The 23266-nt window shown below is 29.9% G+C and carries 16 protein-coding genes; 9 read left to right on the top strand and 7 right to left on the bottom strand.

Annotation, left to right across the window (positions count from 1 at the left end):
• Positions 1-8 precede the first annotated feature (8 nt).
• On the top strand, positions 9-743 hold the full coding sequence (locus MC378_RS10935; RefSeq protein WP_242178806.1) for a head GIN domain-containing protein: 735 nt from the start codon (positions 9-11) through the stop codon (positions 741-743).
• Between the two features lie 78 nt (positions 744-821).
• Here MC378_RS10935 and MC378_RS10930 read toward each other — a convergent pair whose 3' ends face one another.
• Entirely contained in the window at positions 822-1997 is a 1176-nt protein-coding gene (locus MC378_RS10930) for a GlmU family protein (protein ID WP_242178805.1), read from the bottom strand.
• Positions 1998-2117: 120 nt separating this feature from the next.
• Between MC378_RS10930 and MC378_RS10925 the strand changes: the two genes are divergently transcribed.
• Positions 2118-2666: an acyl-CoA thioesterase gene (locus MC378_RS10925; RefSeq protein WP_242178804.1), complete on the top strand. Its 549-nt coding sequence runs from the start codon at positions 2118-2120 to the stop codon at positions 2664-2666.
• A gap of 143 nt (positions 2667-2809) precedes the next feature.
• Positions 2810-3733, top strand: a complete 924-nt coding sequence (locus MC378_RS10920; protein ID WP_242178803.1) for a hypothetical protein — start codon at positions 2810-2812, stop codon at positions 3731-3733.
• Between the two features lie 61 nt (positions 3734-3794).
• Here MC378_RS10920 and carB read toward each other — a convergent pair whose 3' ends face one another.
• Together carB and rpmH are read right to left on the bottom strand one after the other, a co-directional pair.
• The gene (carB, locus tag MC378_RS10915) at positions 3795-6650 is read right to left on the bottom strand and encodes a carbamoyl-phosphate synthase large subunit (protein WP_242178802.1); all 2856 of its coding nucleotides are present in this window, start codon (positions 6648-6650) and stop codon (positions 3795-3797) included.
• 109 nt (positions 6651-6759) lie between these two features.
• Positions 6760-6921 carry a 50S ribosomal protein L34 gene (rpmH, locus tag MC378_RS10910; RefSeq protein WP_026775082.1) on the bottom strand — a complete coding sequence of 54 codons (162 nt, stop codon included), beginning with the start codon at positions 6919-6921 and terminating at the stop codon, positions 6760-6762.
• Positions 6922-7149: 228 nt separating this feature from the next.
• Here rpmH and MC378_RS10905 point away from each other — a divergent pair, with 228 nt between their 5' ends.
• From MC378_RS10905 to MC378_RS15480, 3 genes are all read left to right on the top strand, one after another.
• Positions 7150-8763, top strand: a complete 1614-nt coding sequence (locus MC378_RS10905) for a CTP synthase (protein ID WP_242178801.1) — start codon at positions 7150-7152, stop codon at positions 8761-8763.
• 164 nt (positions 8764-8927) lie between these two features.
• Positions 8928-10814, top strand: a complete 1887-nt coding sequence (gene yidC / locus MC378_RS10900) for a membrane protein insertase YidC (RefSeq protein ID WP_242178800.1) — start codon at positions 8928-8930, stop codon at positions 10812-10814.
• A gap of 52 nt (positions 10815-10866) precedes the next feature.
• The gene (locus MC378_RS15480) at positions 10867-11076 is read left to right on the top strand and encodes a T9SS type A sorting domain-containing protein (RefSeq protein ID WP_420851009.1); all 210 of its coding nucleotides are present in this window, start codon (positions 10867-10869) and stop codon (positions 11074-11076) included.
• Positions 11077-11156: 80 nt separating this feature from the next.
• Here the strand turns inward: MC378_RS15480 and MC378_RS10895 are convergent, their stop codons facing one another.
• Genes MC378_RS10895 through MC378_RS10885 form a run of 3 tightly spaced genes read right to left on the bottom strand, consistent with a single transcriptional unit; the run spans position 11157 to position 16802 of the window.
• Entirely contained in the window at positions 11157-12161 is a 1005-nt protein-coding gene (locus MC378_RS10895; protein ID WP_242178799.1) for an isoaspartyl peptidase/L-asparaginase family protein, read from the bottom strand.
• A gap of 16 nt (positions 12162-12177) precedes the next feature.
• A complete protein-coding gene (locus tag MC378_RS10890; protein ID WP_242178798.1) occupies positions 12178-13842 on the bottom strand; it encodes an MFS transporter in 1665 nt (554 codons plus the stop codon).
• Between the two features lie 47 nt (positions 13843-13889).
• Entirely contained in the window at positions 13890-16802 is a 2913-nt protein-coding gene (locus MC378_RS10885; protein ID WP_242178797.1) for a GH92 family glycosyl hydrolase, read from the bottom strand.
• A 40-nt stretch (positions 16803-16842) separates the two neighbouring features.
• On the opposite strand from MC378_RS10885, the gene MC378_RS10880 reads away from it, so the two are divergent.
• From MC378_RS10880 to MC378_RS10870, 3 genes are read left to right on the top strand one after another with little or no spacing between them, the layout of a single operon-like run.
• Positions 16843-19113 (top strand): beta-N-acetylhexosaminidase, encoded by a 2271-nt coding sequence (locus MC378_RS10880; RefSeq protein WP_242178796.1) that lies wholly within the window; start codon positions 16843-16845, stop codon positions 19111-19113.
• Complete coding sequence (locus MC378_RS10875; protein ID WP_242178795.1) at positions 19113-19817, top strand: copper homeostasis protein CutC; 705 nt, start codon at positions 19113-19115, stop codon at positions 19815-19817. Before MC378_RS10880 ends, MC378_RS10875 begins: the two co-directional genes overlap by 1 nt.
• Complete coding sequence (locus tag MC378_RS10870) at positions 19810-22299, top strand: beta-mannosidase (RefSeq protein WP_242178794.1); 2490 nt, start codon at positions 19810-19812, stop codon at positions 22297-22299. The genes MC378_RS10875 and MC378_RS10870 overlap by 8 nt, the downstream gene beginning before the upstream one ends.
• Here MC378_RS10870 and MC378_RS10865 read toward each other — a convergent pair.
• Complete coding sequence (locus MC378_RS10865) at positions 22283-23242, bottom strand: glycosyltransferase family 2 protein (protein WP_242178793.1); 960 nt, start codon at positions 23240-23242, stop codon at positions 22283-22285. The genes MC378_RS10870 and MC378_RS10865 overlap by 17 nt on opposite strands.
• Positions 23243-23266 lie beyond the last annotated feature (24 nt).

Below are 23266 nucleotides of genomic sequence, written 5' to 3'. Positions count from 1 at the left end.
AATCAATCATGTTTAAAAAAATTGTTTTAACAGCCCTTCTTTTTGTAGTTACAATTTCCGTTAACGCACAAAATTCTTGGGGAAGTAGTAAAAAAATTAAAGGAAACGGAAAAATAGTAACTGTAAACAGAACAACTTCTGATTATAACGGAGTGGGTGTTGGAGGATCTTTTGATGTCATTCTCATAAAAGGAAAAGAAGGAAAAATTACAATTGAAGGTGAAAAAAATATCATTCCTTATATAATAACAGAAGTCAAAGGAAGTACTTTACAAATAAAATACAAAAAGAATATTAATGTTAGAACAACAAAAAAACTAACCATAACAGTAGCTTACAATAGTTTAGACAAAATTTCGTTAGGTGGTTCTGGTAATATTATAAATAAAGGTGTTATTAAAAGCAATGACCTTAAAGTAAGTTTAGGAGGTTCTGGAAATATCACTCTAAACATTGATGTTGATGAAGTTAAATCTTCTATTGGGGGATCTGGAAACATCAAGTTAACAGGTAATTCTAATGAATTAGATTGTTCTATTGCTGGTTCTGGAAGTGTAAAGGCCTATGGTTTAAAAACAAATGAGCTAGATGCTACAATTGCTGGCTCTGGAAGCATTAGTACAACTGTAAAATCTAAAATTAATGCAAAAGTAGTAGGTTCTGGTAGTATTTATTACAAAGGAAATCCTAAACATATAAATACAAAATCGGTAGGCTCTGGTGATGTAATTGATAAAAACTAAAATTTATCTTATAAATAGTACTAAAAAAGCCCTAAAATGAAAATTCATTTTAGGGCTTTTTTACTTTATAACTTAAGTTTAATAATTTCTATACTCTTTTGTTTCTTCAAAAACATGTTCTAAAATATGTTGTTCTTTTTCATCAAAAGTAATATTTCTACGTTTCATTACAACCTCTGCAACTTCAAAAACTTTATTAGGCTTGTATTCTGTAAAACCTGATGCTCCACCCCAACTAAACGATGGAACAAAGTTTCTAGGAAACCCACTTCCAAAAATATTTACAGAAACACCTATAACGGTACCTGTATTAAACATTGTATTAATTCCACATTTAGAATGATCTCCCATCATTAATCCACAAAACTGCAATCCCGTTTTTGTAAAACGTCCTTCTTCGTAATTCCATAATTTTACTTCAGCATAATTGTTTTTAAGATTAGAATTGTTGGTATCTGCTCCTAAATTACACCATTCACCAATAACAGAGTTCCCTAAATAACCATCATGACCTTTATTAGAGTTTCTCATTAAAACCGAATTATTTATTTCCCCTCCTACTTTACAATAAGGACCAAGAGTTGTAGCTCCATAGATTTTTGCCCCCATTTTAACCACTGAATTTTCACACATCGCAAAGGGACCTCTTATTGAGGTGTTTTCCATAACAAGAGCATTTTTACCAATATAAATAGGCCCATTTGAAGCATTTAAAGTAGCAAAAACAACTTCCGCTCCTTCTTCTATAAAAATATTTTCTTTATTAATACATTTTGTTCCTTCAGGAATAGGTTGTGAAGTTCTTTCCTCTGTAATTAATTTAAAATCTTGCTGAATTGCTTCGTCATTTAAAGCAAAAATATCCCAAGTATTTTTAATTTTAATTAAATCTTCTTCAAACTCAATTTGCTTATATGTTTCAAAGTTTACTTCTTCTTGATTATCTGTTGTAAAAAAAGCAAGCACATCATCTCCTTTAAAAATAGCCTCATTCTTAGCTAAGTTTTTAATTTGTTCTACTAAAATTTCATTGGGAAAATAGGAAGCATTTATTAAAATATTTTCTTCTAATTCTACCATCGGGTATTTTTCTTCTAAATACTCTTCTGTAATTGTTGTAGTTGTTAAACCTAAATGCAGTTCCCATTTTTCTCTTATGGTTAAAATACCAACTCTAATTTCTGCTACAGGTTTTGTATATGTAAATGGTAATAATGATTTTCTTACATCTCCATCAAATAGAATATAATTCATCTTTTTTAATAACTTTTTTACAAAGATAAATTAATATCGATAAAATTTATTATTAAATTTAATTTAAAGACCTTCAAAACATGAAATAGAATATAATTGTATTTTTGAAAAAAATAAAATATGAATACGAAGTTTAAAAACATCGAAGATTCTCAACTTACAATTACTGAATTAATGCTACCCTCTAATTCTAATTTTAGTGGTAAAATTCACGGAGGATACATTTTAAATTTAATGGATCAAATTGCATTTGCTTGCGCCTCTAAACATTCTAGCAATTATTGTGTTACCGCTTCTGTAAATAAAGTAGATTTTTTAAATCCTATAGAGGTTGGTGAATTAGTAACCATGAAAGCATCTATAAACTACACAGGAAGAACTTCTATGGTTGTAGGCCTAAGAGTAGAGTCTGAAAATATAAGAACAGGAGAAAAAAAGCATTGTAATTCTTCTTATTTTACAATGGTAGCTAAAGATGAAAATGGAAAAAGTGCAAAAGTTCCTGGAATAGTTTTAACAAACAAAGATGAAATAAGACGTTTTGCTAGAAGTATTAAAAGGCAAGAAGAAGGTAAAAATAGAACATCTAGATTTAGTAGTGAAGTTTTTAAAACAGAAGATTATTTAGAACTTTTTAAGGATAGCAACTCTAAATTAAAGCTAGAATAAAACATCCTTTTAGCCTTACCTTGATGATGTAAGCCTATTAGAATCAAAATAATACACTTACTATTATTTAAACATTAACAACTCAAAAAATACTGACTAATAATATTTATTGTATGTTTAAAACTTAACATTAAAAAAAATATATGAAATCAATCAATTTATTGATAGAAATTAAGTTACTCATAGTAATTATGATTTTTTCCATTTTTACAAGTCATTCTCAAAGTAGGACTTCATTTGATGAAAATCAATATTATCGTTTAACATCTCAATGGAGAGGTAGTGGATTATCTCTAGACATATTAAATAGCGGTAAAAAAAATCAACCAATTTTAGCAAAAACAGCAAATGTTTCAGGTCAATTTTGGAAAATTAAAAAAGTAGGTATTAACACCTATACTTTGAGTACACAATGGAGAGGTTCAAATAAAATATTAGATTGCGTTCAAGGACCAAATAAAAATAGACCAATTTTAAATACTCAAACAGGAAGATCTGGAGGTGCTTGGAAAATTATTTCGTTAGGAAATGGTTATTTTAGGATTACCAACTTATGGTTAAGTGATTCGTCTCTTGACATTATTAATGATGGTAAAAATAATAAAATTCAAGTTGCTAAAACAGGTAATTATTTAGGTCAAGCATGGAAAATAACTGCCATAAATTCTAGCACAAATAAGCCCCAAAGAAAATGGTCTAATAACTCTACTCTTAGATCAGGTGCTAGCTTATTAAAAGGTTCAAGTATTCAATCACCAAACAAACAATATCAACTAAAATTTCAAAAGGATGGAAATTTAGCTTTTTACGGTCCAAATAATAGATACATTTGGGATGCTAAAACTAATGGTAAAGGTGTTAAATGTACTTTACAAAACGATGGTAATTTGGTAGTATATGACAAATATAACAAACCTGTTTGGAGTACAGAAACCATGTCTTATTTTGATAGAAAATACGCTTCTAGATTATGGAAACCCGTAAAATTAGAAATTAGTAATTCTGGTATTTGTGCTTTAAAAAGCAGTACAAATAAAACTGTTTGGACTTGTGGAAGAACAAGGTAGAAGTTAAAAAAAACAATAAAAAAAGCCTCCAAATTGGAGGCTTTTTTTATTGTAATAATTATTACTTACTCAAATACATTTTTCTACGAGCGTATAAATTATAGAATTCATCATCTTTTAAACTATCAATAAACAAGATACTTTCTCCAGTAGATTTCATTTCTGGTCCTAATTTTTTATCTACATTCGGAAATTTATTAAAAGAGAATACAGGTTGTTTAATTGCAAATCCATCTAATTGTGGGTTGAAATTAAAATCCGTTACTTTTTTCTCTCCTAACATTACTTTTGTTGCATAATTTACATAAGGTTCTTTATAGGCTTTTGCTATAAAAGGCACAGTTCTAGAAGCTCTAGGATTTGCTTCAATAATATAAACGATATCATCTTTAATAGCAAACTGAACATTTATCAATCCAACAGTTTTTAATTCTCTTGCAATTGTATATGTATGATCTTTAATTTGTTGCAACACAAATTCTCCTAAGTTAAAAGCTGGCAAGGTTGCATTAGAATCTCCCGAATGAATTCCACAAGGCTCTATATGTTCCATAATTCCGATAATGTACACATTTCCATCAGCATCACAAATTGCATCTGCTTCTGCTTCTATTGCTCCGTCTAAATAATGATCTAATAACAATTTATTATTAGGCATTCTTCCTAATAAATCAACAACATGTTTTACCAACTCTTCTCTATTAATGACAATTTTCATTCCTTGTCCACCTAAAACATAAGAAGGTCTTACCAAAATTGGAAAATCTAGTTGATCTGCCAAAGCCAGAGCTTCATCGGCAGTTTCTGCAATTCCAAATTCTGGATAAGGAATTTTATTTTTCTTTAACAATTCAGAAAAAAGACCTCTATCTTCCGCTAAATCTAGTGCTTCAAAAGAAGTTCCTATAATTTTAATTCCGTATTTAGTAAGTTTTTCAGCTAACTTTAAAGCCGTTTGCCCTCCTAATTGTACAATAACTCCTTCTGGTTTTTCATGACGAATGATGTCATAAATATGTTCCCAAAAAACAGGCTCAAAATATAATTTATCTGCGGTATCAAAATCTGTAGAAACCGTTTCAGGATTACAGTTAATCATAATCGTTTCATAACCACATTCTGCAGCAGCTAAAACTCCATGTACACAACAGTAATCAAATTCAATTCCTTGCCCAATTCTATTGGGTCCAGAACCTAAAACGATAATTTTCTTTTTATCTGTTACAATACTTTCATTGGCTATAATAATTTCTCCATCCGCAGTTTCAATTTCGTTTTCGAACGTTGAATAGTAATAAGGAGTCTTTGCTTTAAACTCTGCAGCACAAGTATCAACTAATTTAAATACACGTTGTACTTTTAATTCTTCTCTCTTATTATAAACCTCACTCTCTAAACAACCTAGCATGTGTGCTATTTGTCTATCTCCATAACCTTTTTGCTTAGCTTCTAGCAATAAATCTCTACCAAGAGTATCAATTTTATAAGTAGAAATTTCTTTTTCTAATTGAAATAACTCTTCATATTGTTTTAAATACCACATGTCTATTTTTGTGATATCATAAATCTGAGACAATGGAATTCCCATTGCAATGGCATCGTAAATAGCAAACACACGATCCCAACTTGCATTGGTTAATTTATCTATAATTTGGTTGTAATTTGTATAACTTTTTCCGTCTGCACCTAAACCATTTCTTTTAATCTCTAAAGATTGTGTTGCTTTATGTAATGCTTCTTGAAAAGAACGTCCAATCCCCATTACTTCTCCAACTGCCTTCATCTGTAAGCCTAAAGTTCTGTCAGATCCTTCAAATTTATCAAAGTTAAAACGTGGAATCTTTACAATAACATAATCTAAAGTTGGTTCAAATAAAGCTGATGTAGATTTTGTAATACCGTTTTCTAACTCATCTAGAGTATAACCAATAGCTAATTTAGTAGCTACTTTTGCAATAGGATATCCTGTTGCTTTCGATGCTAAAGCAGAGGAACGAGAAACACGTGGATTAATTTCAATGGCAATAATATCTTCTTTTTCATCTGGCGAAACTGCAAACTGTACGTTACAACCACCTTCAAAATCTCCAATAGAACGCATCATCTTAATTGCCATATCACGCATTTTCTGATAAGTCTTATCCGAAAGAGTCATAGCTGGTGCCACTGTAATAGAATCTCCTGTATGAATTCCCATCGGATCCATATTTTCGATAGAACAAATAATTACAACATTATCATTTCTGTCACGTAATAATTCTAATTCGTATTCTTTCCATCCCATCATTGCTTTATCAATCATCACCTCATGTATTGGTGATGCTTCTAAACCTCTGCTTAGTAATTCGTCAAAATCTTTTGCGTCATATACAATAGAAGCTCCTGCTCCACCTAAAGTATATGAAGAACGAATTACTAATGGAAAACCAAATTCTTGAGCGATTTCTTTTCCTTTTAAGAAAGATGTTGCAGTTGCTTGAGGTGCCATTGGCACATCAATCTTTAGCATTAACTCTCTAAACTGCTCTCTATCTTCTGTAATATTAATTGCATCAATATCAACACCTATTAATTGTACATCAAAATCATTCCAAATTCCTTTATCGTCTGCTTCTATACAAAGATTTAATGCTGTTTGCCCACCCATTGTTGGTAAAACGGCATCAATTTGCGGATGCTCTTTTAAGATTTGAATGATCGATTTTGTTGTTAATGGCAACAAATAAATATGATCAGCCATAGAAGGGTCTGTCATAATTGTTGCTGGATTAGAATTTATTAGAATTGTTTCTATTCCGTCTTCTCTCAAAGATCTTAAAGATTGGGATCCAGAATAATCAAATTCGCATGCTTGCCCAATAACAATTGGTCCAGATCCGATAATTAAAATAGATTTAAGGTCTTTTCTTTTTGGCATGGTAAGTAGTTGTTTTTTATAAGTTTGTAAAAATATCTAACCTTTAGATATAAAAAAAGGTGTTACTAAAAATAGTAACACCTTAATTATTAACAAATTGTTAATCATTTTATTTTTTATGTCTAGTTTCTGAAGAAACAGAAATTTTCTTCCTTCCTTTTGCTCTTCTACGAGCTAATACCTTTCTTCCATTAGCAGAAGCCATTCTTTCCATGAAACCATGTTTATTTCTTCTCTTTCTCTTTGATGGTTGATACGTTCTTTTTGGCATTATCTGTATTTTTAAATGTCTTCTATATTATTTCTTTTTGCTCAACTCGTTTACCTTGTTAAAAGCGTGTGCAAATATACAACTGTTTTTATTTTTGACAAACACTATTTAGAAAAAAAATGAAAATATTTTTCTTTGGTACAAATCTACAAATTTTAGAAATGTTTTCATCTTTTTTATTTGTGATAAAAGCTAGAGTTACTACTTTTGCCTAAACCTAACAACACCATGCATAACACAAAATACGTTTTTGTAACAGGAGGCGTAACATCATCTCTTGGAAAAGGAATTATTGCTGCTTCATTAGCAAAACTACTACAGGCTAGAGGCTTTTCTGTAACCATTCAAAAATTAGATCCTTATATTAATATAGATCCTGGAACTTTAAACCCTTATGAACATGGAGAATGTTATGTTACAGATGATGGTGCAGAAACCGATTTAGATTTAGGACATTATGAACGTTTTCTAAACATCCCTACCAGTCAAGCAAACAATGTTACTACAGGTAGAATCTATCAATCCGTAATTAATAAAGAAAGAAAAGGAGAATTTTTAGGAAAAACCGTGCAAGTTATTCCTCATATTACTGATGAGATTAAACGCAGAATTCAACTTTTAGGTGAAACAGGTGATTATGACATTGTAATTACCGAAATTGGAGGGACTGTTGGAGATATAGAGTCTTTACCTTATGTTGAGTCTGTACGTCAATTACTTTGGGAAAAAGGAGAAGAAAATGCCATTGTTATTCATTTAACATTAGTACCTTATTTAGCTGCTGCAGGAGAGTTGAAAACAAAACCAACACAACACTCTGTAAAAATGTTAATGCAAAGTGGTGTAAGTCCAGATATATTAGTTTGTAGAACAGAATACGAAATTTCTGATGACATTAAACGTAAACTCGCTTTATTTTGTAATGTAAAAAAAGAAGATGTTATACAATCTATAGATGCAGAAACAATATACGATGTTCCTAACTTAATGTTAGAGCAAGGTTTAGATACTGTTGTTTTAAATAAATTAAAATTAGCTTCTAAAGGAGAGCCAGAACTTAAAGTTTGGAACAACTTTTTACAAAAACATAAAAACCCGACTTCAGAAGTAGAAATTGCCTTAATTGGGAAATATGTAGAATTACACGATTCTTATAAATCGATTACAGAAGCTTTTATTCATGCTGGTTCTTCTAATGAAACAAAAGTAAAAGTTCGTTGGGTACATTCAGAAAGCTTAACTCCTAAAAACTTTGAAAAAAAACTTAAAGGTGTCAACGGAATTTTAGTTGCTCCCGGATTTGGTGATAGAGGAATTGAAGGAAAAATTAGAGCGGTACGATATGCAAGAGAAAGTAATATTCCATTTTTCGGAATTTGCCTAGGAATGCAAATGGCAGTTATAGAATTCTCTAGAAATGTTTTAGGACTTGAAAATGCTTGTTCTACAGAAATGAACAAAAGCACAAAATACCCAGTTATCAACTTAATGGAAAGTCAAGAAAACATTACCGAAAAAGGTGGTACAATGCGTTTAGGTGCTTGGGATTGTAAACTTTCTAAAGACTCTAAAACATACAATGCTTACAAATCTGAATTAATTAGCGAACGCCATAGACATCGTTACGAATTTAATAATGATTATTTAAAACAAATTGAAGAAGCCGGAATGAAAGCTACAGGAATGAACCCTAAAACAGGTTTGGTTGAAGTTGTAGAAATCCCTACTCATCCTTGGTTTGTTGGTGTACAATATCATCCTGAGTACAAAAGCACGGTTTTAAAACCTCACCCTTTGTTTGTTAATTTTATTAAAGCAGCATTAAAACAATCTAAAAAATAAGACACTAAAACAAGTTAGCAATAAAAAGGGAACACTATTTGAACTACTAACTAGTATAAAAAATAGAGCAGTAAAATCAATATAAAATCTGCTTTTTCACTACATTTGTCGCGTTTTTATCAAGAGTACATCTTGATACAATGACAAATTGACATTTTAAAAATATGGAACAAAAAAAATTCGACTACAATTCTTTTATTGGAATGATTTTATTAGGAGGTATTTTACTATACTGGATGAACACTAATAAACCAGAAGAAATAACACCAGAAACCTCTACAATTGAACAAATTGTAGATTCTACTGTACACCAAAATCCTCAAAATACAAAAATTGTAAACGAAACTGTTTTTGAAAATGATTCGTTAAAAAAAGCCGTTTTTACAACCAAATTTGGAGCTTTTGCACAAAGCGCTATTAACGGAACAGAAGGTACTTCTGTTTTAGAAAATGAATTGGTAAAATTAACCATTAACAACAAAGGAGGACAAATTGTAGAAGCGTTAATAAAAAATTATAAAACATACGATTCTCTTCCTTTATATATGATAAAGGATAAAAACTCATCTTTTAATATCAATTTTGGAACAACAGATAATAGAACTTTAAATACAAAAGATTTATTCTTTGAACCTTCAATTTCTAAAAATGGAGAAAACAATGTGATATCTATGAAACTAAAAGTTTCTGATACTCAGTTTTTAGAATATCGATATGAAATGAAACCAAATAAGTATATGGTTAATTTCTCTGTTCGCTCTCAAGGTTTAAATAACATTATAAACACATCAAATCCGATCAACTTAGATTGGAGTTTAAATGGATTTAGACATGAAAAAAGTTTAAAGACAGAAAATACAATGTATTCTCATTTTTATTATAAAACTGAAGATGAAGTAGATTACATAAATGCAGGAAAATCTGAAGTACTAAATGATGTAGATTGGGTTTCTTATAAACAACATTTTTTTACATCAAATTTATTAACAGACACACCTTTTAATAACGCAACTGTAACGTCTATAGATTTGGTTAAAAATGAAGAAATTGACACAGTTTACACAAAACGTTACGAATTAAAAACTCCCTTATCACTAACAAATGGAGAGTTAAATTATAATATGAAATGGTTTTACGGACCAAGTGATTACAATTTATTAAAGACTTTTAAAGGCACAGATTTAGATCAAACAGCAGATTTAGGTTGGGGTATTTTTGGTTTCTTAAATAGAACAATATTTTATCCAGTATTTAATCTTTTAAAAGGATTTTTATCTAATTATGGGTTAATCATTATTTTAATGACCATTGTTGTTAGATTAATTATGTCTCCTCTAGTTTACAAATCGTATTTATCAAGTGCTAAAATGAAGGTTATTAGACCCGAATTAACGGCATTAAACGAAAAGTATCCTGGAAAAGAAAATGCAATGAAACGTCAACAAGAAACCATGGCAATTCAGCGAAAAGCTGGAGTAAGCATGATGTCTGGTTGTATCCCTGCATTATTACAGATGCCTGTATTCTTTGCTTTATTTAAATTTTTTCCTACAAATTTAGCATTAAGACAAGAAAGCTTTTTATGGGCACCAGATTTATCTTCTTATGATACAATTTTTCAATTACCTTTTACAATTCCATTTTACGGAAACCACGTAAGTTTATTTCCAATTTTAGCATCTATAGCAATTTTCTTTTATATGAAAATGAACCAAAGCCAACAAGCAAATATGCAAGCTCCTACACAAGAAGGCATGCCAGATATGAGTAAAATGATGAAGTATATGATTTACTTCTCTCCTATTATGATGTTGTTTTTCTTTAACAATTACGCTAGTAGTTTAAGTTTGTACTACTTTATTTCTAACTTGTTAACCATTGCCATTATGTTGGTAATTAAAAACTATGTTATTGATGAAGATAAGATTCATGCAAAAATTGAAGAAAATAAAAAACGTCCAGAAAAGAAAAAGAGTAAATTCCGTCAAAGAATTGACACTGCAATGAAACAAGCACAAGAACAACAAGCTGCACAGCAAAAAAGAAAATAACATTTCTTAAAAATAAACTGAAAAGAGAATCAAAAATTTGGTTCTCTTTTTTGTGTTTTTATTCTACATAAAACATACTGTTAATAATATAACAAAAGTTAAGCTATATTTTATACTGAGGCAAGAAATTAAATCTTGGGACTTATCAAACAACAATTTCGCAGAAAATAAGCTTAAAGTAAATAACATTTCTAACGCTATTTATATTCTAAAAATCACAACAAACAAAGGTGATTTTTCTAAAAAGTTATTATTAAACTAAAAACAGTAAAACCTTAACTGAAATAAAAAAACCGAAACTAATTAGTTTCGGTTTTTTTATTGAAATAGCATCTAAGTAATTTATACTTTATTAAAATAATCAGATTTTATATTTGTGTTTATTCCTTCTTTAAAGAGGTTATAGTTAAACCATTCTTGAATAGAATATGTTCCTGTTTCTCCTTGTTTATTAACAGCAATATAACCAACTTGAAAATTCGTATAATCTTTACCCGGTTTATTTACAATTCTACCAATCGCTTCTTCACAAGCCTCTTGTGGAGATTTTCCTTGTCGCATTAATTCAACAATTAAAAAACTTCCTACTGTTTTTAAAACTTCTTCACCCAAGCCTGTTGCCGCAGCTCCTCCAACCTCATTATCTACAAATAAACCGCCACCAATAATTGGAGAATCTCCTACTCTACCTGCCATTTTATAAGCCAATCCACTTGTTGTGCAAGCTGCAGAAATATTTCCTTTTTTGTCTATAGCTAACATTCCTATAGTATCATGATTCTCTATATTTATTATTGGTTTATACTTTGATTTTATTTTCCACTTTTCCCATGCTTTTTTAGAAGCTTCCGTTAATAAAGTTTCTCTTTTAAAGCCTTTAGAAACCGCAAACTGTTCAGCTCCTTCTCCAATCAACATAACATGTGGTGTATCTTCCATAACTTTTCTTGCAACAGAAATTACATGCACAATATTTTTTACACCTAAAACAGCACCATAATTCCCTTTTTCATCCATAATACAGGCATCTAAGGTTACGTTTCCCTCTCTATCAGGTAAACCTCCTTTACCAACAGTGTGATTTTTCTCATTGCCTTCTTCAATTCTACAACCTTGTTCTACGGCATCCAATGCTGACCCTCCTTTTTCTAAAACTTTTGCAGCAGTCTCTACCGCTAAAGAAGTATTCCAAGTTGCAATTACCAACGGCCTTATGGGGTTTAATTTTGATGCAACAACTTTTTTTTCTGATGATTTAACTTCATCACAACTCATAAATGAAGATGAAACTGCCACAATACCCAAACCTGTTACTGAAGCTTTTTTTATAAAATTTCTACGTTTCATTTTTTTTTATTTAGAATTAATATTCTACGCCTTGTTTATCTAAAACTCGTTTTGTTTTAAATGCATAAAATAATAAATATGAAAAACACATTACTGCCATCCAATAAGAAGACTGAATGTCAAATACATCTGCTAATTTCCCTTGTAAAGGCGGAATGATTGCACCACCAAGAATCATCATGACTAAAAAAGCTGAACCTTGAGAAGTATACTTACCTAACCCAGCAATACTTAAAGTAAAAATACATGGCCACATAATAGAACAGAATAATCCTCCAGAAATAAAAGCAAATAATGCTACGTTTCCGGTTGTAAATACTCCAATTAACATTGCAGTAATACCTAGAAAACTAAATATTTTTAAACTTTTAACAGGGTTGTCTTTAGCTATAAAGAAACCTATAATTTGTATTGCAATACATACACAGAAAAACAAAATTTGATTTAATGAATAATGAACCTTATTAACTAAAAGAATTATCGCAAATGCTACGTATGGGACAATAATTAATAATACTTTCTTTAATCCTTTAGACGGATTAAAAACGGTAATTGCACCTACCCAACGACCAATCATTAACCCTCCCCAATAAAGAGAAATAAAAGGAGATATCTCTGCATCATTAAAAACTTTTAATCCTAACTGATTTAAGTTATTAGCTTTGTCTGCAACTTGTTTTAACAATTCCCCTAAATTACTACCTATAGTAACTTCTACACCAACATAAGTAAAAATAGCAAGCATCCCTAAAACTAATTGAGGGTATTTCATTGCTCCCCAACCTTCTGGTTTTTTTGTAGCACTAGTATTTGCTATAAAAACAGTAGCAATTACTGCAAATAGAGCAATAAATAATATAATTAATCTTGTTTTTTCTAAATCTTCGGTTGTTGCGGCATTACCAGAATAGGTGCTAAAAATATAACCAAAACACCCTGCAATTACAAGCGTTAATAAAATTAATAAATTCCTTGCTTTATTAGCAGGTTCAAAAGCTGTTTCTGATTTTAACGCAGGAAGTTTTTTAGAAAAATGAAATAATGCAGCAGCAGCTAAAAAGAGCAAACCAACACCAATATACAAACCTTGAATAGTGGTTAATTTAATTTCATTATTTTTAATCATTGCTGTTAATTGATCTCCATCTATTGCTGTTCCAAACAAAATTAAAGACACTACAATTGGACCTATAGTTGTTCCTAAAGAATTAATACCTCCTGCTAAATTTAATCTATGCGACCCTGTAGCAGGATCTCCTAATGCAATAGCAAATGGATTGGCTGTTGTTTGTTGTAAAGAAAATCCTAAACCAACAATAAACAAAGCAACAAGTATCAGGTAGAAAACTTGTGTTTGTCCTTGTTCTGCTCCTAATGTTGCTGGAAACATTATAAAAGCTCCTATAGCAGATAAAAGTAAACCATAAATAATCCCTTTTTTATAGCCCCAAGAATTTATAATGTCTTTTTTAATAGAACTAGAAATGATAAAAAGCAAAAGAGCTCCAATAAAATAAGCACCATAAAATGCAAATTCTACTAATTGAGATTGAAATTGATCTATCTCAAAATACGTTTTACAGAAAGGAATAAATACACTATTAGATGCAGCTATAAATCCCCAGAAAAAGAAGACTGTAACTAGTGTTGTTAAAGCAGATTTGTTATTTTGGTTGTTCATTCGTTTTAATTTTGGTTTTTAATTTGGTCTAAATATAGTTATTATCTTTATTTTATTTGAATTTCGTCTACAAACATCCAACTTCTCCCATCATGTTTATACCCAAGATGCCATTTTGGAAGTTTCCCTAATTTCTTTGCAACAACTTTTACATAACGAGTTTCTTTTCCTTTTAAACTATAGTTGTGTTTTGTAATCCTTATATTTTCATTTGCTTTTGTTGCTTCTAATTGTGCTTTTGCAATTGATTTAAAATCATTTCCATCTAAAGAAATTAAATATTCGACTTCCGTCGGAAGAAAAATCCATGAACGCTGATCTTCTAAAAAATTAACCTGAATATTTTCTATTCTTTTTACACTTCCTAAATCTACAATAGCCACTAAATCGGTATTAAAATAACCTTGCCAAGTACCTGTTCTAAAATCTTCGGCACCAACAATTCCATCAATTAAAGCATTTTGTCCACCTGCATTATATTGATTTGCATATACTGTTTTTAAATCGATTTTAATAGTAGGATCTATTTTATAAAAATCAGTAGTAATTACAGCACTTTTTACTTCATTTTTTATTGCATAAACAGAAAGGTTGATAAATTTATCAATTGTAAAAGGTTTTTCATATTTTTTAAAACCTCCTTTGTAACCTAATCTATAATAAATAACTGCCTGCTTATCTACATTATCTAAAGTAATTTCTGTACTTCCTTTAAAAGCAATCTCACCTTTTGCTATAAAAGGAGCAGCTACAATAACATGTTTGTCAATTTTTGTTGAAGGAATAAATGCATCTTGAGTTCCCCATTTTGTAGGTTGATTTGTCATTTCAAAAACCAAACTTCCACCGTTTATTATTTCTTGATGATTGATATATGAATATTCATAGTCTCGACCATTTAACTGTACCGATTTAATATATTTATTTTCTACAGATTGATTTTTAGCTTCAACTGTAAATGACTTTCCGTTCTCTAAATTAATCGTAGCTTTTTTAAACAAAGGACTTCCAATAATGTATTTGTTAGAAGCAGGTGTAACAGGATAAAAACCTAAAGAAGAAAAGATATACCAAGCACTCATTTGTCCGCAATCTTCGTTTCCAGAAATTCCATCTGGCGTATTGGCATATAATTCCGTTAAAATTTGACGAATTTTTTCTTGAGTTTTATACGGTTTGTTTACAAAATTATATAAATATGCCATGTGATGACTAGGTTCGTTTCCGTGTGCATATTGCCCAATTAAACCTGTAATATCTACCTGGTGGCGTCCAGAAGTTTTATCTTCTGCTACAAATAATTTATCTAATTGATTTTCTAGCTTGTCTTTTCCTCCTAACAATTTTATGAAACCAGAAATATCTTGAGGCACATAAAAACTGTATTGCCAAGAGTTAGCCTCTGTATAATTAAAGTTTACTTCATAAGGGTCAAAAGGTGCAAACCAAGTATTTCTAAATCGTCCTCTCATAAATTGAGAAGTAGGATCAAAAACATTTTTATAATATTGTGCTCTTTCTGAGTAGGTTTTATAATCTTCTTCTTTACCTAATGACTTTGCCATTTGCGCAATTGTCCAGTCATCATAAGCATATTCTAAGGTTTTAGAAACCGATTCAGATTCTTTTTCTACAGGAATAAAACCAAATTTTTTATACGAATCTAAACCTAATTTATCACGAGTTGCAGAATGCTTCATGGCTTTAAAAGCCTTCTCTACATCGTAATTTTTAATTCCTTTTAAATACGCATCTGCAATTACTGGAACTGCGTGATAACCAATCATACAACCTGTATAATTTGCTGATAAATCCCAAATTGGCATAATACCGCCTTCATCATATTTTGCTAAAAATGTATTTATGAAATCGTTGGTTTTATCTTGCTCTATAATTGTGTACAAAGGATGTGCTGCTCTGTATGTATCCCATAATGAGAATACTGTGTAATAATCAAAATCTTTAGTTTGATGGATTTTTAAATCCATTCCCCTATATCTTCCATCTACATCTTGATATAAATTAGGAGCAATCATAGAATGATACATTGATGTATAAAAATTAACCTTGTTATCTTGGTTTGTATCTTCTATAATAATTTTTTCTAATTGTTTTTCCCAAGTATGTTGCCCATCTTCTTTAATTTCAAAAAATGCTTTAGATTCAACTTCTTTTCTAAAATTTTTCTTGGCACCTTCAATGTCTACAGCAGAAATCCCTATTCTAACATTTACAGGCTCATTATCTTGATTCAATAATTTTAATGCTGCTTTTGTTTTATTTTTATTATACGTTATTGTGAAATTGTGATTAACCTGAATAAAGTAAAATAATTTTTGATTTGTTGCCCAAGCTTTTGAATGCCTATAACCAACAATTTCATTTTCTGAAATTTTTTCAATTTTAAAATCTAAAACTTCATCTCTATGTTCTAAATCTAAAATAATTATTTGATTTTCTGAATTAGGAAACTGATATTGGTGTATTCCACTTCTTTTAGAAACGGCTAATTCTACATCAATATTTGTATTGTCTAAATGCACTTTATAATAACCAGGTTCTGCAATTTCATTCTCATGAGAAAATTTAGATTTATACCCCTCTTTACCATCAGCACCATTATTAAAAACAATTTTATTTGTTGGCATTAATAAAATATCGCCATAATCCGAAACTCCTGTTCCACTTAAATGTGTATGTGAAAACCCATAAATTTCATTATCTGAATAATGATATCCAGAACAACCATCCCACCCATCTAAACGTGTGTCCGGAGATAATTGCATCATCCCAAAAGGCATTGCTGCCCCTGGATAAGTATGCCCATGTCCGCCTGTTCCAATAAACGGATTTACATAAGAAATTAAATTTTTGTCTTTTATTGCTTTTTGAGGAAGCTCTTTTTTACACGAAGAAATAAATACAATTGTAAGAAAAAAGAAGGTGATTTTTGCTCTCATTAAAAGTAGTTGCTTAAATTTATGCACCGAATATACTAAAATGAAACAGCATCATTATTTAAAATTATTATTTATTCTTTTTCTAGTTAGTTGTAACCAAGAAAAAACAATTCCAATTAAACCCAATATTATACCAATACCATTATCACAAGTTATAAACAAAGGAGCTTTTTTTCTAAACAAAAATGTTGCTTTACTTTTTGATGAGGAATTAAAAAATATTGCAGAATACTTTAACTCCTATTTAAAAACCGAATTTGATTTAGAATTAGCCGTTACACAACAAAAACAAAAAATTCAATTTTCTATAAATTCTTCAATTAAAAATGAGGAAGCTTATCATTTAAAGATAGAAGAAAACCAAATTTTAATTGAAGCAAAAACACAAAAAGGTGCTTTTTATGCAGTACAAAGTTTAATTCAATTACTACCATTAAAAAATGAAGAAAAACAAATATCAATTCAGTGTTTAGAAATAACAGATGCCCCTCAATTTAAATACAGAGGAATGCATTTAGATGTTAGCCGTCATTTTTTCTCTGTCGATTTTATTAAAAAATATATTAATATAATGTCAATCTTAAAAAAGAATACATTCCATTGGCATTTAACAGAAGATCAAGGTTGGCGTATTGAAATTAAAAAATATCCCAAATTACAAGAAATTGCTGCCTTTAGAAACGAAACTTTAATTGGGCATTATTCTGACCAGCCTCATAAATTTAATGGTAAAAAATACGGTGGTTTTTATACACAAGAAGAAATTAAAGACCTTGTAAAATATGCTTTGGAAAGACAGATTACAATTATTCCAGAAATTGAAATGCCCGGACATTCTCAGGCAGCAATTGCTGCTTATCCTCAATTAGGTTGTACAGAAAAACAAGTAGAAGTTGCTACAAAATGGGGCATTTTTAACGATATCTATTGTCCTAAAGAAACCACTTTTAAATTTTTAGAAGATGTTATAGATGAAGTAGTTGAACTATTTCCTGGGAAATATATTCATATCGGTGGAGATGAAGCTCCAAAAACCAATTGGAAAAATTGTAGGCATTGCCAAAAATTAATCAAAACTAAAAAATTAAAAGACGAACATGGTTTACAGAGTTATTTCATCACTAGAATGGAAAAATACATCAACTCTAAAGGCAAGCAAATAATTGGTTGGGATGAAATTTTAGAAGGAGGTTTGGCTCCAAATGCAACGGTGATGTCTTGGAGAGGAACCAAAGGAGCTGTTCAAGCGGCCAAAGAAAAACACAATGTTATTTTAACTCCAGGTTCTCATTGTTATTTTGATCATTATCAATCTACCAACGAAAATGAACCTTTGGCTTTTGGTGGATTTTTACCTTTAGAAAAAGTATATAGTTTTCATCCTATTCCAAAAGAATTAACAAAAGAAGAAAGTAAGTATGTTTTAGGTGCACAAGGAAATTTGTGGACAGAATATATACCAACTTCAGAGCAAGCAGAATACATGGCTTTTCCAAGAGCAATTGCTTTAAGTGAAGTTGTTTGGAGTGCTAATAAAAATAAAAACTACACCAATTTTGTAAAAAGGTTAGAACGTTTTAACCTACGCTTAGACGCCATGAATGTTAATTATGCAAATCATTTATACGAAGTTAAAGGTGAATTGATTTCTAAAAATGGCAAACTAACGTATCAATTAGAAACAACAACAGATAAAAAAATAGTGTATACTACCGATGGAAATGATCCTATATTTTTAGAAAAATCTATTTATAAAAAACCCGTAGAAATTGATTCATCAACCATTTTAAAAGCGGCTGTTTTTAATAATGATGGCAAACAATTAGGCAGTGTTTTTAAACAAAAAATTAATTTACATAAAGCTGTTGGTAAAAAAATTAGTTTGAGTGTAGCACCTCATAAATCTTACAATGCGGGTGGCAAACAAGCATTAATTAATGGTATTTCTGGAAACAACAAACGTTATGGAGACAAAGAATGGTTAGGTTTTTCTGGTGAAGATGTAGAAATAACCATTGATTTTGATGAAGTTACTGAAATCAACTCAATTTCCACAAGATTTTACAACGGAACTGGACAATGGATTTATGCACCGAAAAAAATTAATATTTTTTTCGATGATAAAAACCACCCTTTTGAGTTAAAATTAAATAATACAGAAAACTTACTAGTTGAAGCAATATTGGTTGGAGATCACATCAAAGCAAAAAAAATAAAAATATTTATTCCTAATTACGGAATCATTCCAGAAGGAAAACAAGGTGCTGGTCATAAAGCTTGGACTTTTATTGATGAAATAATTGTAGAATAATGAAATTAGAAATTTGCGCAAATTCTTATCAATCTGCAATTAATGCACAAAAAGCTGGAGCAAATAGAATTGAACTCTGTTCTGAGCTTTCAATAGGAGGAATTACTCCATCTTTAGGAGTATTAGAAAAAATATCTCAGAAAATCACAATTCCTGTAAATGTATTAATTAGACCAAGAAGTGGTAATTTTTGTTATACTGATGAAGAATTTGAAATCATGAAAAACGATATTAAAATCTGCAAAAATTTCGGTTTAAACGGAATTGTTTCTGGTGTTTTAAATCCTGATAATTCAATTGATATTAAAAGAACAAAAGAATTAATTGAACTCTCCAAACCTATGTCATTTACATTTCACAGAGCTTTCGATTGTGTGACTAATCCACAAAAATCTTTGCAACAATTAATTGATTTAAAAGTGGATAGAATTCTTACTTCTGGATTGCAAGAAAAAGCAGCAAACGGAATTGAACTTTTAAAAAAGCTACAAAAATTAGCAAAAGATAAATTAGTGATTCTACCTGGAAGCGGCATTAATGCTAAAAATGTGCACCTTTTTAAAGAAGCAGGTTTTAAAGAAATTCATTCTTCTGCATCTAAAATAATTAGTATAGAAAAAAGTATTTTCTTTGGAAACACACCTCAAACTGTTTCAAGTATTGAGACCATTCAAAAAATTTTAAAAGTGATTAAAGATGCGTAGAATTATTTTTGTTTTGTCAATTCTAATATTATTTGGTTGCAATACTTTAGAAAAAGAGGTTCCTTTAAAAATATCTCTAACAGAAAATTGGCAATTTAAAGGAGTTGATACTCTAAGTTGGCAATCGGCTTCTGTTCCTGGAAATATTTTTACAGACTTATTAGATCATAAAATTATTGTAGATCCTTTTATAAAAACCAATGAAGAAAAAGTACAATGGGTTTCAACTAAAAATTGGGAGTATAGAACCACTTTTAACTTGTCTGATGATGTTTTCAAAAAGAAAAATATTGAACTTAATTTTGATGGATTAGACACCTATGCTAAGGTTTATATCAATGGAAATTATCAATTAGATACTGATAATGCTTTTAGAAAATATTCGATATCTTTAAAAGATATTCCATTAAGCAAAACAAATGAATTAAGAATTATATTTCAAAAAACTGAAAGTTTTGAAAATTCTGCAAAATTAAACTCAAAATATAATCTACCAGAAGGAAAACGAATTTACACCAGAAAAGCGCAATTTCAATATGGCTGGGATTGGGGACCAAAACTAAATACTTCTGGTATTTGGAAAGATGTTTTTATTAATGCTTGGGATGATTTAAAATTTGAAAATATCTTTATTAAACAAGAAGCTCTCAACAAAGAAAAAGCAACATTGTCAGTTGAAATCACTATTGAAAGTAATGCTGATAAAAATGCAAATCTTTTTACAAAAATTAATGACAAAGAAATCTCTTCTACCATTGCCCTAAAAAATGGGAAACACACTTATAAAGTTCCCATAGAAATAGAAAACCCGAAGTTGTGGTGGACACATAATTTAGGAGATCCTTATTTGTATCATTTTAATTTTCAATTAATTTCTGATGGAAAAATAAAGGATGAGAAATCCATAAAAAAAGGCTTAAGAACCATAAAACTCATCACTGAAAAAGATAGCATTGGAGAATCTTTTTATTTTGAATTGAACGGAAAACCGGTGTATGCTAAAGGATCAAATTACATTCCACAGAATAGTTTTCAGAACAAAGTTAGTAATCAACATTATGAAAAATTACTGTCTGATGTTGTAAAAACCAACATGAATATGTTGCGCGTTTGGGGCGGAGGAATTTATGAAAATGATATTTTCTACGATTTATGTGATGAAAAAGGAATTCTAATTTGGCAAGATTTTATGTTTGCTTGCGCCATGTATCCTGGAGATATCGAATTCTTAGCAAATATTAAAGAAGAAGCTGCACAACAAGTAAGCAGATTGCAGAATCATGTTTCTATTGCCTTGTGGTGTGGAAACAATGAAAACTCTGAAGGCTGGAAACGTTGGGGTTGGCAAGCGGATAGAACCGAAAAAGAAAAACAAGAAATTTGGAATGATTATACCATTGTTTTCGACAGCATTCTACCAAATGCGGTTGCCAATTTTAGCGAAACTGATTACTGGCAATCTTCTCCAAAATACGGGCGAGGAAATCCTAAATACGAATTTGAAGGCGATGCACACGATTGGTGGGTTTGGCATGATGCTGCTCCGTTTGAACATTTTGAAGAAAGAGTTCCTAGATTTATGAGCGAATTCGGATTTCAATCTTTTCCGAGTTTTGAAGTGATTAATTACATCAATCAAAGTAATACCATCAATTTAAAAACTGACGCTATACAATCGCATCAAAAACATGTAAGAGGTTTTCAACTGATTAATGAATATATGGAACGAGATTATACAGTTCCAACAAATGATGAAGATTATGCCTATGTAAGTCAGTTATTACAAGCCAAAGGAATTGTAATGGGAATTGAAGCACACAGAAGAGCAAAACCAACCAATATGGGGACTTTATATTGGCAATTAAATGACTGTTGGCCAGCAATTTCTTGGTCTTCTATCGATTATTTAGGGAATTGGAAAGCCCTGCAATACAAAGTTACAAAAGCTTTTGAAAACCTATCTATATCAACAACTTTCAAAAACAACAAAGCTTCTATTTATATTTTAAATGACAACTTTGATATTATTAATGATTACCTAACTATTGAATTAATCGATTTTAAGGGAAATATACTTTGGTCTGACAAGAAGCTAATTACTATTAATAAAAACATTAGCAAAAAAATATATGAATTAGATTTAATAGATAAAAATATTAATACAAAAAACACATATTTAAGAGTTAAATTTAATAGTGCATTAAAAATATCTTTTTTAGAAAAACCTAAAAACCTCATCTTAGAGAATAGTGAGATAATTAAAAGTATAAACAAATTTGGTGATAATCAGTTTTTAATCACACTACAAAGCAAAACGTTACAAAAAGATGTGTTTTTGTTTACAAACGAAAAAGGTCATTTTAATATAAATTTTTTCAATTTAGAGCCTAATAAAGTTGAAACAATCTTTTTTGAAACTGATGCAAAATCTTTGGATGATTTACAGATTAAAACTTTAAATAAAATTAATCTTTCTTATTAAAAAATTTCGATTCTAAAAAACCCAATCCATAACCTAAAAACTGCGTTAAGGAAGTAATGATACTTAAGAAAGCAACGATAATACTTTTATTCTGAAATAAGGAATTTAAAAAGATCGCTATAAAATACACTCCATAGAAAAGAAGAAATAAATTGAATCCAAAAATGGCTAGAATAATACTAAAATCAAATCCGATAATAAACAAACTAGGAAACCAGTAGGTTAGTTTTGCTGTCTGTGGATACTTTTTATTTAAAATGGGTCTTGCAGTACCAAACCCAAATGTTTGTTTAAAAAACTGTGGAATGGTGCTTCTACGTTTATGATATACAAAAGCACTTTCTATCAATTGAGTTTCAAATCCATTTTCCCAAAGTCTGAACGTTAAATCAATGTCTTCTCCGTTTTTCATTTTAGAAAAACCTTGTGTTTTTTTAAAAGCAGTGGCAGACATTCCTAAATTAAAACTTCTTGGTTGAAACTTACCAACAGCTTGTTTTTTTCCTCGAATTCCGCCAGTTGTTAACACAGAGGTCATCGAATAATTAATGGCTTTTTGTAAATCTGTAAAACTAGTATGAGCAGCATCCGGACCGCCAAAAGCATCTGTAAAATTCTTTTCTAAAGCTTTTTTTACTTCATTTAAATATGATTCTGGTACAATTACATCAGAATCTAAAATAATAAAATAGTTACCTGTAGCTTTTTGCATTCCGAAATTACGACTTGCTCCTGCCCCACTATTTTCTTTAAAAAAATATTTTAAATTTAATTTTGATTGATAACCTTTTACAATTTCTTCTGCTATGTTATCAGAACCATCTTCAATAATTAATACTTCAAAAGTATCTGAAAAATCTTGTTTTGTAAGACTTTTTAATAGTTCGTCTATTTCATTGGGACGATTGTAAACAGGAATTATTATGGAAAAATTTAACTTCAAGAAAATATTTTTAACGAAACTACA

Origin of the sequence: Polaribacter marinus (assembly GCF_022662535.1) — a bacterium.
In the GTDB taxonomy this organism is placed as follows: Bacteria; Bacteroidota; Bacteroidia; order Flavobacteriales; family Flavobacteriaceae; genus Polaribacter; species Polaribacter marinus.
This window is presented reverse-complemented; position numbering and strand designations above follow the sequence as displayed.